Consider the following 12,099-nt stretch of genomic DNA (forward strand, 5'->3'; position numbering starts at 1 on the left):
TTAAAGTACGGCTTTTTTACGAAGAAGTTATTTTTTTAACGGAAATAGAGCAACCATATAGAAAAAATCTGCAAAAAAGAAGCTGCCGCTTCACGATTTATTAACGTTCGGATTTTATTTAGGCACAAAGAAATTAAAAGACATAAAACCTCTGGATGTACAAAAGGCTCTCAATGCGATGGAAAAAGATGGTATAGCAAACAGTGCTATTACATACAAGCGGACATTCTGTAGGACTGACTGTTACTGAATTTCCTAATATTACAGGTGATTGCCAGGAAATAATACAGCCAGGAATGGTTTTTGCATTAGAAAATGGAATATATCCATTTAATGAAAAAATTGGTGCATCATCCATTGAAATATCTTTCTGAATGGAAGATGAAGCTGTTGTTACAGAAACAGGGGCTGAATGGATCTCGGGTCCGGGAAAAGCACTTTATACGATGAGCGATTTTTAATAAAGAAACGAAAGGAGAATAAATTATGATTTTAATTCAAGCATTATTATTAGCTATTACAGCAAATCTGGCGAGCGGCAGAGTATGGAGCCCTATTACATGGCCATTTTGTTATCCATTGATTAATGGTACGATCGTAGGAATAATTTTAGGCGATCCTCTCCTTGGATTAACAGCAGGTGCAACTATTAACCTTGCTTATATCGGATGGATCTCTGCTGGAGGAACTATGCCTTCTAATATAGGAATTGCCGGAGTATACGGAACAGCTATTACAGTTCTTGCCGGAGCCAATCCTGAATTAGGTATTACATTAGCAATTCCAATAGGTCTTCTTGGAACCTTGCTTTGGAATTTACAAATGACATTAAATTCATTTTGGATTCATAGACTTGATGCAAATGCAGAAAAAGCAGAATTGAATAAAGTTTTCTTTAATGCATGGCTTTTTCCACAACTGACCTGCTTACTGATTAATGGTTTTCCAGCATTCCTATTAATGTTTTTCGGACAGAATTTCTTTACAGAATTATCGGAAAAAATACCGCAGTCATTTGTAAATGCACTCAGTGTTGCAGGAAGTTTGTTGCCGGCAGTCGGTGTTGCAATGTTACTAAACTATTTAGGAAAAAAGAAAGTGATTCCTTACTTTATGATCGGATTCTTTACAGCTTCTTATTTAGGATTAGGTACAATGGCAATTGCAATCTTCGGCGCTTGTATAGCAATTTTAAGTTACTTTAACGGAAAAGATGATACAGCCGCAAATATGGACATTTCAGAAGAACCAGACGAAGAAAAACCAGAACTTCAAATTCAATTGAAACGTTCCGATTTAATAAAGCATTGGTTAATAGGTCTTGGGGCAGAAGTAGGCTATAATTATGAGCGTATGCAGGCTTCTGGAAATATTTTGGCAATGGTACCGGTTATCCGCCGGCTTTATCACAATCCAAAAGATATCAGTGATGCAATGAAACGTTATTTAATCTTCTTTAATACAGAACCATCATTTATTGGAAATATCATTCCCGGAATATGCGCGTCTCTGGAAGAGCAGCGTGCAAACGGAGCGGACATTTCAGATGAAATGATCAATGGATTGAGAACCGGACTTATGGGACCGCTGGCAGGTATTGGAGATAGTTTAGCAGGTGGAGTTATTTATCCAATTGGTATTTCTCTAGGCTGTACATTGGCGCTGGACGGTAATTTCAGCGGACCAATTATCTTTTTCCTTCTGTTTACCGGGATTATGCTCATACTTGGATATAATTTATATTTTATGGGATATAAAAAGGGAAGTAACGCCGTAATGACACTCTTAGGAGAAGGCGGCAATTCATTAACAAGACTTACAGATGCTTTTGGTATCCTTGGACTTATGGTTGTAGGCGCTATGGGCGCTCAAAATGTAATGGTTAATCTTTCCGCCATTATAAATGTAGGTGCAACCCAAATTATATTACAAGAAGTTCTTGACGGTCTGATCCTTAATTTACTGCCATTTGGCTTGATCATGGGAACATGGCAATTATTAAAGAAAAAAGTATCTCCTGTAATTGTAGTTGTATTATTAATGGTTATAGGTATCGTAGGTTATTACTTAAATATTTTGGGACTTGGAATATAATATACGAGTGACAGGCGAAAAGCTGATTCTTTTGCTTTTCGCCTTTGCTTTGTATATATTACAATAATCATGTGGATAAAATATATAACTTTGTGGATAACTCTTGAATAAATGTGGATAAATAATTGAAAAACTTGTGAATAAAAATTATTTTTTAACTTAATTATTCCTAAACTTCAATGCATTCTGAATATGAATACTGTGGATTGAGTTATCCACATCTTTTCTCATTGCTTATATATTCTTTTTGATGTAAAATATTATCGAGAGACTGGTTTCTCTCTATTCTATTGATTAGGAGTTATCATAAATGAACATTGTGGAAAATAATTGGGAGCAGATACTAAATAAAATGAAGCTGGAATACTGCTCCTCTAATATTTCATACAATACATGGATTGCACCGTTGACTGTATATGAAGTCTCAGACGACACGGTTTACATTCTTGTGAAGTTAAAAGCCAGCCTGGAACATATCGAGGAAAAGTATCTTCTTCCTTTTAGAGTATGTATTGCAGAAGTTACCGGACAAGAGTATGAAGTCGCTTTTGTAACAGAAGATCAGCGTATTGTTCAGCAGAAGAAGAATATTACTATGCAGAATCAAAAGTCTAACCTGATATTTGAGAATGCAAATCTGAATCTGAAATATACATTTGATACATTTGTTGTCGGTAATAATAACCGCTTTGCTCATGCTGCATCACTTGCAGTTTCTGAATCCCCCGGTTCCGTATACAATCCTCTTTTTATATATGGAGGCGCGGGACTTGGAAAAACACATTTGATGCATTCTATCGCACACTTTATTTTGGAAAATGATTCCGAAAAGAATGTATTATATGTTACAAGCGAAACATTTACCAATGAGTTGATCGATGCTTTGAAAACAGGTAAAACAGGAAACGATCTTTCTATTAATAAGTTTCGTGAAAAGTATCGCAACAATGACGTTCTATTGATTGACGACATTCAGTTTATAATAGGAAAAGAAAGTACACAGGAAGAATTCTTCCATACATTTAATCATCTCCACAGTGCTGGAAAACAGATTATTATTTCCAGTGATAAACCGCCGAAAGATATTGAAACTCTTGAAGAGCGATTAAAAACCCGATTTGAATGGGGTCTTCTGGCTGATATCTCCGCTCCGGACTATGAGACAAGAATGGCTATTCTGAAGAATAAAATAGAATTAGACAACCTTGAATGTTATGACATTCCTGAAGACGTCATTCGATATATTGCGGAGAATATCAAATCCAATATCCGTGAACTTGAAGGTTCTCTTAATAAGCTAATTGCACTTGCAAAGCTTGTACGAAAACCGGGAGAAGACATTATTATCGATATTCCGCTTGCTGCAGAGGCTTTAAAAGATATTGTAACACCAGCTGATATCAGAAAAGTTACACCAGATCTGATCATGGAAGTAGTTTCCGAACATTTCAATGTTTCAATTACTGATTTAAAAGGAAAGAAACGGAATGCTGAAATCGTACTTCCCCGGCAGATCTATATGTATTTATGCCGTGCCCTGACAGATACGCCATTAAAATCAATCGGTCTTCTGCTCGGCGGCAAAGATCACACTTCTATCAGTTATGGAATTAAGAAAATAGAATCAGATATGAAGTCTGATGAAGCATTATGTAACACAATTGGTATTATAAAGAAGAAAATCAATCCTCTTTAGAACACTTACACTTGAAAGATAATGGGGATAATCTTCTTATTTGATGTGGAAAATTATGTGGATAATATGAAGATTACATATGGGAAACTAATTAGTGTTTAAAATGGGTTAAAATTATTCACATTTACTTCCATCATTACCAACAGACTTTCAACATAGTTTTTAAAGCGGACAACCCCTTATGGGACAAGGCTTTGAAGCAGTTATTAACTTTTCCACAGCCCCTATTACTATTAAGACTAAAATAATTTATTTATTTATACATAAAAAACGGTGCGAATTTTTTTTACACACCCGAAAGGAGTTTTTCACTATGAAAATCGTATGCAGTAAACCTAACCTTGTAAAAGGTGTCAGCATTGTATCTAAAGCCGTACCATCTAAAACGACAATGCCTATTCTTGAATGTATCTTAATTGACGCATCAACAGACGTTATAAAACTGACAGCAAATGATATGGAACTAGGTATAGAGACAAGGATTGAAGGAGAAATTATCGAAAGAGGAATCCTTGCATTAAATGCAAAAATTTTCTCAGAGATTGTCAGGAAGCTTCCTGACAATGATATTGTGATAGAATCAGACAGCAATAATCAAACATTGATTACATGTGAAAAGGCAAAGTTTAATATTGCAGCACAATCAGGAGAGGACTTTTCTTATCTTCCGGTTATTGAAAAAGACGATTATATTACCATTTCTGAATTTACTTTGAAAGAAGTTGTCAGACAGACAATATTCTCTATTGCGGATAATGATACAAACAAAATGATGACTGGTGAGTTATTTGAGATTCAGGAAAATATGTTGAGAGTTGTTTCTCTGGATGGACATAGAATTTCAATCCGTAAAATAGAATTGAAAAATTCTTACGGAGAGAAAAAGGTAATCGTTCCTGGAAAAACATTACAGGAAATCAGTAAGATCGTCAGCGGAGAATCAGAAAAAGATGTGGATATTACATTTACAAAGAATCATATCGTATTTGAATTTGATAAGACAATTGTTGTATCCCGTCTGATCGAAGGAGAGTATTTTAAGATTAACCAGATGCTCTCTAGTGATTATGAGACAAAAGTAAGAATAAATAAAAGAGAATTTCTTGATTGTATTGACCGTGCAACTCTGCTCATAAAAGAGGGAGATAAAAAACCGATTATCATGACTATTGGAGATGAGTCTATAGAGCTGAAAATTAAATCACAGATTGGTTCCATGAACGAGGATATCGAAATTGGAAAAGAAGGAAAAGATTTAATGATTGGATTTAATCCAAAGTTTTTGATTGATGCATTGAGAGTCATTGATGATGAAGAAGTGGATTTGTATTTTATGAATGCTAAGGCTCCTTGCTTTATCAAGGATGAGAAGCAGTCTTATATTTATCTGATTCTTCCGGTCAATTTTAATGCAATTGATTAAGTCAAAGACCCTGCTGCAAGCAGCCGCTTTGCCCGCTGCCCGCAGGAATAAAAGAAAAAGGTAAAAGGTAAAGTTGTAACAAGAGTTTCGGTTCCGAAACTCTTTGTTGCGTATTATATAATTTATGATTGAAAGGGAAAATTATGGAAATAATTAGATTAAGAGAGCGGGATGAATTTATTAAACTAGGTCAGGCACTGAAAGCCTCCGGATTAGTTGACAGCGGTTTGGAAGCAAAGGATGTCATTTTGGATGGACTTGTGACTGTAAACGGTCAAGTAGATACAAGAAGAGGAAAAAAGCTTTATGACGGCGATATCGTCGATTTTAACGGTTTTCAAATAAAAATTGAAAAATAATTAAATATAGTGTAAAATGTATAGAGTAGGTGCGTTTTTCGATGTCAGAAGACTATAAAAATACTTACTAGTATAACACATCAAAAATAAAAGATTGGCTATGATACATACACATTGATGGAGATAACATGATAATCAAGTCTTTAAAGCTTAAAAATTATAGAAATTATGAATTACTTGATTTGAATTTTGACCCAAAGACTAATATACTCTATGGCGATAATGCTCAGGGGAAAACCAATATTTTGGAAGCATTATATTTATCGGGGACAACAAAATCTCACAGAGGTACAAAGGACAGAGATTTAATTCAGTTTGGATGTGGCGAATCTCATTTAGAAACAATTGCAAATAAGCATGGAGTTGATTATAAGATCGACATGCATTTAAAAAAGAACAGTCCAAAGGGAATTGCGGTAAATAAGATACCAATCAGAAGAGCTGGAGAGTTGTTTGGAATTGTACATTTTGTATTTTTTTCTCCGGAAGATTTGAACGTCATTAAAGATGGACCGGCAGGGAGAAGAAGGTTTATAGACTTTGAACTTTCTCAGCTTGATAAGGTTTATTTAAGTAATCTTTCTAATTACAATCGAATCATTAATCAAAGAAATTCCTTGTTAAAAGAATTGAGTTTTCAAAAGAATTTGATAGATACATTGGATATCTGGGACATGCAGCTGGCAGAGTATGGAACAAAGATCATAGAAAGAAGAAAAGAATTTATAAAACAAGTTAATGAAATAATTTCTAATATTCATTATAAATTAACAGGCGGAAAGGAAAGAATTGCATTATCTTATGAAGCTTCAATTGGAAATATGACGTTAGAAGAATGTTTAAGGAAAAACAGAGAGAAGGATATGAAATTCAAAAGTACGTCCGCCGGTCCGCATAGAGATGATTTATGTTTTCGTGTGGACAATCTGGATATCAGGAAGTTCGGCTCCCAGGGACAGCAGAGAACAGCTGCATTATCTTTGAAATTGTCAGAGATTGAACTGGTAAAGGTATTGATCAGGGATACGCCGGTTTTATTGTTGGATGATGTATTATCTGAATTAGATAAACACCGTCAGAATTATTTATTAGATAGTATTCATGATATACAGACAGTCATTACCTGTACAGGACTGGATGAGTTTGTAAATCATAGATTTTCTATAAACAAAATTTTTCATGTGAAAAATGGAAGCATAGCAAGAGAAAATTAGGAGGTTTTTGAATGGGTGCAGCAAATACAGAATTTGACTCTGAATATGGAGCAGACCAAATTCAGATATTGGAAGGGTTAGAGGCGGTTCGTAAAAGACCGGGTATGTACATCGGAAGTACATCTTCAAGAGGACTTCATCATCTTGTATATGAGATTGTGGATAATTCTGTGGATGAGGCACTTGCGGGATATTGTGATACTATTTATGTGACTATTAATAAAGATAATACAATTACTGTTGTAGATAACGGACGCGGTATTCCTGTTGGAATTAATCATAAGACAGGACTTCCGGCTGTAGAGGTTGTATTTACTGTACTCCATGCCGGCGGTAAATTCGGAGGCGGAGGATATAAGGTATCTGGAGGTCTTCATGGAGTGGGAGCTTCAGTTGTAAATGCATTATCAGAATGGCTGGAAGTAGAAATAAGCAGTGAAGGAAAGATTTATAAACAGCGTTATGAACGTGGAAAGGTTATTTACAAATTAAAAGTTGTAGGTGAATGTGATCCCGGTCAAACAGGAACAAAGGTCAGCTTCAAGCCGGATGGAGAAATTTTTGAGGAGCTTGTTTTTGATTATGGGACTTTAAAACAAAGACTTCGTGAGATGGCATTTCTGACAAGAGGATTAAAAATTGTCCTTATAGATGACAGGGAAGAGAAACCTGTTGAACGTACCTTCCACTACGAAGGCGGTATCAAGGAATTTGTCACTTATCTGAATAAAAGCAAAACACCTCTTTATGATCAGATTATTTACTGTGAAGGAATGAAAGACGGTGTAAGTGTAGAAGTCGCTATGCAGCATAATGATTCTTACAGTGACAATACGTATGGATTTGTTAATAATATTACAACACCAGAAGGGGGAACTCATGTTGTTGGTTTCCGTAATGCACTTACAAAGACCTTTAATGATTATGCAAGAAAAAATAAGTTACTGAAGGACAGCGAGCCAAATCTTTCAGGAGAAGATATCCGTGAAGGACTGACAGCTATTATCAGTGTTAAGATTGAAGAACCTCAGTTTGAAGGACAGACAAAGCAGAAGCTTGGAAACAGCGAGGCAAGAGGCGCAGTTGATAATATTGTCAGCAGCCAGTTAGAAGTATTTTTGGAACAAAATCCAAATGTAGCAAAAATGACGGTTGAAAAATCCGTTATGGCACAGCGTGCGAGAGAAGCTGCAAGAAAAGCAAGAGACCTGACAAGAAGAAAATCTGCTTTGGAGGGAATGTCTCTTCCAGGAAAACTGGCAGATTGTTCTGATAAAGATCCGGTGAATTGTGAAATCTATATCGTAGAGGGAGATTCTGCCGGAGGTTCTGCTAAGACGGCGAGAGACCGTTCAACGCAGGCAATCCTTCCGCTGCGCGGCAAGATTCTGAATGTAGAAAAGGCAAGACTGGATAAAATCTATGCCAATGCTGAAATAAAAGCAATGATTACAGCATTTGGTACAGGTATTCATGATGATTTTGATATCAGTAAATTGAGATATCATAAGATAATTATTATGACTGATGCTGATGTGGACGGCGCTCATATCAGTACATTGTTATTGACATTTTTATATCGGTTTATGCCGGAACTGATAAAAGAGGGATATGTATATCTGGCACAGCCGCCTTTGTATAAGTTAGAGAAAAATAAGAAAGTCTGGTATGCTTACAGTGATGAAGAATTGAATAATATATTGACTGAGGTAGGACGTGACGGTAATAACAAGATTCAGCGTTATAAGGGTCTTGGAGAGATGGATGCAGATCAGCTTTGGGAGACAACTATGGATCCGGAACACAGAGTATTGCTGAAGGTAACGATGGATGATGAAAGTTCTTCAGAACTGGATCTGACATTTACCACCCTGATGGGGGATAAAGTAGAGCCGAGACGTGAATTTATCGAAGAAAATGCAAGATTTGTAGAAAACTTGGATATCTAGCAGATATAGCGACAATCAGGCATGTAAGAATGCTAAATTCAAATTTATTTGAATATTAGCATGATTGCATGACTGGGTTGGCATTAGAAATGCCAACCCAGCGAGAAAACTTTGTTTTCGAGCTGGATTGAAGCGGAAAGAAGTTCAGCGAAAAGCAATGCTTGGAGTTGGATTGAAGAGGAAAGCATCTTAGCGAAAAGCTAAGCTTTGAGCTGGATTGCTAAACTATAGTAATCCCAAAATAAGGAGATAAAAATGGAAGATAATATTTTTGATAAAGTCCATGAAGTCGATCTGAAAAAGACGATGGAAAAATCATATATCGATTATGCCATGAGTGTTATTGCATCTCGTGCGCTGCCAGATGTAAGAGACGGACTTAAGCCAGTACAGAGACGAATTCTTTATTCCATGATTGAGCTGAATAACGGACCGGATAAACCTCACCGTAAATGTGCACGTATCGTCGGTGATACGATGGGTAAATACCACCCTCACGGTGACAGTTCTATTTATGGTGCTTTGGTTAATCTTGCACAGGAATGGTCTACCAGATATCCTCTGGTAGACGGACATGGTAACTTTGGTTCTGTCGATGGCGACGGCGCTGCAGCAATGCGGTATACAGAGGCAAGACTTAGTAAGATTTCTATGGAAATGACTGCAGATATCAACAAGGATACTGTAGATTTTACACCGAACTTTGACGAAACAGAGAAAGAGCCTACTGTACTTCCGTCCAGATTTCCGAATCTTCTCGTAAATGGTACGTCAGGTATCGCGGTTGGTATGGCAACAAATATTCCGCCTCACAATCTGCGGGAAGTAGTCGGAGCAGTTGTAAAGATTATTGATGACCAGATTGAGGAAAGCGGAGAAACAACAATTGATGATATTTTACAGATTATCAAAGGGCCAGACTTTCCGACTGGAGCAGAGATTCTGGGAACAAGAGGAATTGAAGAATCTTATCGAACAGGACGAGGTAAGATCAGAGTTCGTGCAGTTTCTAATATTGAACCGATGCAAAACGGCAAAAACCGTATCGTTGTAACGGAACTTCCATATATGGTAAATAAAGCCCGTCTGATTGAAAAAATTGCAGAACTGGTCAGAGATAAAAAAATTGACGGAATTACAGATTTGAGTGATCAATCCAACCGTGAAGGTATGCGTATATGTATAGAACTGCGCCGTGATGTAAATCCAAATATTATTCTGAATCAGCTCTATAAGCATACACAACTGCAGGATACATTTGGTGTGATCATGCTTGCTTTGGTCAACAATGAGCCAAAGGTTATGAATATTCTGGATATGCTCAATTACTATTTGAAGCATCAGGAAGAAGTTGTAACACGCAGAACAAAATATGAGTTAAATAAAGCAGAAGAACGTGCTCATATTTTGAAAGGTCTGCTGATCGCACTGGATAATATTGATGAAGTTATTAAGATTATCCGTGGTTCCAGAAGCGTTGCAATTGCAAAAGAAGAATTGATGAATCGTTTTGAACTGAGCGATGTACAGGCACAGGCAATTGTAGATATGCGTCTGCGTGCATTGACAGGTCTGGAACGTGAGAAACTGGAAGCAGAATATGCAGAACTGATGAAAAAGATTGATGAGTTAAAGGCAATCTTAGCTGACCGTAAGCTGCTTCTTGGTGTGATCAAAAAAGAGATTCTTGTAATTTCTGAAAAATATGGAGATGACAGAAGAACAAGTATTGGGTTTGATGAATTTGATATTAGCATGGAAGATATGATACCAAAACAGGATGTCGTTATCACCATGACAAAGCTTGGATACATTAAACGTATGACTGTCGATACATTTAAGAGTCAGAATCGCGGCGGTAAGGGCATCAAAGGAATGCAAAAGCTGGATGAAGATTATATTCAGGAATTGTTTATGACATCTACTCATGATTATATTATGTTCTTTACAAATACAGGACGTGTGTACAGACTAAAAGGATATGAGATTCCAGAGGCCGGAAGGACATCAAGAGGAACTGCAATTATTAATATGCTGCAGTTGATGCCGGAAGAGAAGATTACGGCAATGATTCCAATTAAAGTATATGATGATAATCAATATCTTTTCATGGCGACAGAACAAGGTCTTGTGAAGAAGACACCTCTTCGTGAATATGTTAATGTCCGTAAGAAAGGTCTTGCTGCAATTACATTACGTGATGACGACCAGCTGATTGAAGTTAAGATTACAGACGATGAAAAAGATATTATCCTTGTTACTAAATATGGACAGTGTATTCGTTTTGATGAAAGAGATGTGCGTTCCACGGGAAGAACATCTATGGGAGTACGAGGGATTAACCTGACTGACAGAGATGTAGTAATTGGCATGCAGGTTCACACACAGGGCGACTGTATGTTGACAGTGTCGGAAAAGGGTATGGGCAAACGTACTGCAATGGGTGAATTTACGAACCAGAACCGCGGCGGCAAAGGTGTGAAGTGTTATAAGATTACTGAAAAGACAGGAAATGTAGTCGGTATGAAGGCTGTTAATGAAGATGATGAAATCATGATGATTAATAGTGAAGGAATCATTATACGGATGGCTTGTGACAGTATTTCTAAGTTTGGAAGGATTACATCTGGTGTAAAGCTTATCAACCTGAAAGAGAAAGAAACAGTTGTAAGTATTGCAAAGGTAAGAAGAACTTCCGAAGAACTTGAAGAGGAAGAGAGAATTTCCGAAGAAATAGAAATTATAAATCAGACTACTTCTGAAAATGAAAACAACGAAGAGTAATCATTTATAAAAAAGATGTTGACAAAATTACTTTACTGTAGTAAATTAATAAAAACAAATTAAAAACCGTTGAGAAAGACGAGTAAGCTTTAAACAAAATCACAGAGAGCAGCAGGCGGTGGGATTGCTGTATGGCGGTTATTGCTGAATGGACTTTTGAGGGCAGCCTGAAATTTTATCTTATTATTTTTGAGAAGTTTTAATAAAGAGAAAGAGTAGGCGCTGACGGGAACTAAACCCGTTATAAATGAGGAACGTATGTTAGTACGTGGAAAGTGGACTGTATGTCAATTTGAGTGGTACCGCGATAATAATAGTGGAATATTATTAGCGTCTCAAGCTTTTGCTTGAGGCGCTTTTTTATGCTATAGGAAACGGAGTTCCTTATAGCATAAAAACACTCCAGAGGATTGCACACTCGATTTAAACTCTTTCCTGGCAGCTTTGTAACATATAATTGTTCTGTGATCTTAAAATATAATGATAGTATTGAAAAAAGAACAATTAGCCTGAATTATTCACGCTGGCGGTACCAATTATGGAAAAACCCGTATAGTTACTGTGTTTTCAACCGCTTTAC

8 protein-coding genes are annotated in these 12,099 nt (G+C 36.6%); all 8 read left to right on the forward strand.

Annotated elements, in window-relative coordinates:
- Positions 1-203 precede the first annotated feature (203 nt).
- The 8 genes from NFS18_RS19865 to gyrA all read left to right on the forward strand — a co-directional run bounded on the left by NFS18_RS19865 (position 204) and on the right by gyrA (position 11,519).
- Positions 204-374 (forward strand): M24 family metallopeptidase, encoded by a 171-nt coding sequence (locus NFS18_RS19865; RefSeq protein ID WP_251392773.1) that lies wholly within the window; start codon positions 204-206, stop codon positions 372-374.
- A gap of 112 nt (positions 375-486) precedes the next feature.
- Positions 487-2,094, forward strand: a complete 1,608-nt coding sequence (locus tag NFS18_RS18020; RefSeq protein ID WP_251392775.1) for a PTS system mannose/fructose/sorbose family transporter subunit IID — start codon at positions 487-489, stop codon at positions 2,092-2,094.
- Between the two features lie 310 nt (positions 2,095-2,404).
- Positions 2,405-3,790 carry a chromosomal replication initiator protein DnaA gene (gene dnaA / locus NFS18_RS18025; RefSeq protein WP_251392777.1) on the forward strand — a complete coding sequence of 462 codons (1,386 nt, stop codon included), beginning with the start codon at positions 2,405-2,407 and terminating at the stop codon, positions 3,788-3,790.
- A gap of 313 nt (positions 3,791-4,103) precedes the next feature.
- Positions 4,104-5,213, forward strand: coding sequence for a DNA polymerase III subunit beta (dnaN, locus tag NFS18_RS18030; protein WP_251392779.1), 1,110 nt, complete (start codon positions 4,104-4,106; stop codon positions 5,211-5,213).
- Positions 5,214-5,356: 143 nt separating this feature from the next.
- On the forward strand, positions 5,357-5,572 hold the full coding sequence (locus NFS18_RS18035; protein ID WP_251392781.1) for an RNA-binding S4 domain-containing protein: 216 nt from the start codon (positions 5,357-5,359) through the stop codon (positions 5,570-5,572).
- Positions 5,573-5,700: 128 nt separating this feature from the next.
- Positions 5,701-6,786 carry a DNA replication/repair protein RecF gene (gene recF, locus NFS18_RS18040; protein ID WP_251392794.1) on the forward strand — a complete coding sequence of 362 codons (1,086 nt, stop codon included), beginning with the start codon at positions 5,701-5,703 and terminating at the stop codon, positions 6,784-6,786.
- Positions 6,787-6,797: 11 nt separating this feature from the next.
- Positions 6,798-8,735 carry a DNA topoisomerase (ATP-hydrolyzing) subunit B gene (gene gyrB / locus NFS18_RS18045; protein WP_251392796.1) on the forward strand — a complete coding sequence of 646 codons (1,938 nt, stop codon included), beginning with the start codon at positions 6,798-6,800 and terminating at the stop codon, positions 8,733-8,735.
- Positions 8,736-8,990: 255 nt separating this feature from the next.
- Complete coding sequence (gyrA, locus tag NFS18_RS18050) at positions 8,991-11,519, forward strand: DNA gyrase subunit A (RefSeq protein ID WP_251392797.1); 2,529 nt, start codon at positions 8,991-8,993, stop codon at positions 11,517-11,519.
- Positions 11,520-12,099: the final 580 nt, after the last annotated feature.

The organism is Mediterraneibacter agrestimuris, from assembly GCF_943193195.1.
GTDB classification, from domain to species: domain Bacteria; phylum Bacillota; class Clostridia; order Lachnospirales; family Lachnospiraceae; genus Schaedlerella; species Schaedlerella agrestimuris.